At 35.3% G+C, this 728-nt stretch carries 1 protein-coding gene and 1 pseudogene; one reads left to right on the top strand and one right to left on the bottom strand.

The genetic code is table 11. The features are described 5' to 3' along the window. Positions 1-263 (top strand): annotated as a pseudogene (eno, locus tag ABD296_RS49580) (phosphopyruvate hydratase); the annotation flags it as partial. Positions 264-359: 96 nt separating this feature from the next. Here the strand turns inward: eno and ABD296_RS49575 are convergent. Then, a partial coding sequence (locus ABD296_RS49575) for a YetF domain-containing protein (protein WP_344285543.1) occupies positions 360-728 on the bottom strand: 369 nt, incomplete at its 5' end.

Here is a 728-nt window from a genome sequence, read left to right as displayed (position 1 = left end):
ACCAGATTGGTACATTGACTGAAACTTTAGATGCAATCTACCTTGCTAAAGCAAATGGTTACACCACTGTTATTTCTCACCGTTCTGGTGAAACAGAAGATTCAACTATTGCTGATTTAGCAGTAGGTACAGCAGCAGGTCAAATTAAGACTGGTTCACTTTGCCGTTCTGACCGTGTTTCTAAATATAACCAATTGCTTCGTATTGAAGAGTTAACTAAAGCTGTTTACCGTGGTAAAGCTGAATTCAAAGGTTTAAACTAATCTTTTGAATAAAGCTTTATATATTTAAATATTGATGAAAAATTAATATCTAAATATAAGTGCTATTTCTAAGTGTTAGAAATAGCACTTTTTTATTTACCCTAAGCGCCGGGTTTTTAAAGATTCAGCCCAACTGTGGTGATGACAACGAGAGCATTCTTGATCTAGCTTATTTAAAATTTTAGTTTCGCCACATTTCATACAGGAATAAAAAGTATTAATTTTAAGAACTTCTGCTTTACGATAAGCATCAGGGAATAAGGGAAGTCCCCATTTGACATCTTCATCTTCATAATAAAGCAAGCTCAGAATACCATCCGATTCAAGCAGGGCTGTTCTGACTTGGCCTAAATGTTCAACGTTTTGTTGGCGCATTTCCGAAAAAAACTCATCATGAGAATAGGTCTGTTTTTGGAAATCTTTGTAGACTAAAAGACCTTCTTTAACGACACAGAGCGCTTTTCC

Source organism: Actinomadura napierensis (assembly GCF_039529375.1).
Taxonomy (GTDB): Bacteria; Actinomycetota; Actinomycetes; order Streptosporangiales; family Streptosporangiaceae; genus Spirillospora; species Spirillospora napierensis.
This window is presented reverse-complemented; position numbering and strand designations above follow the sequence as displayed.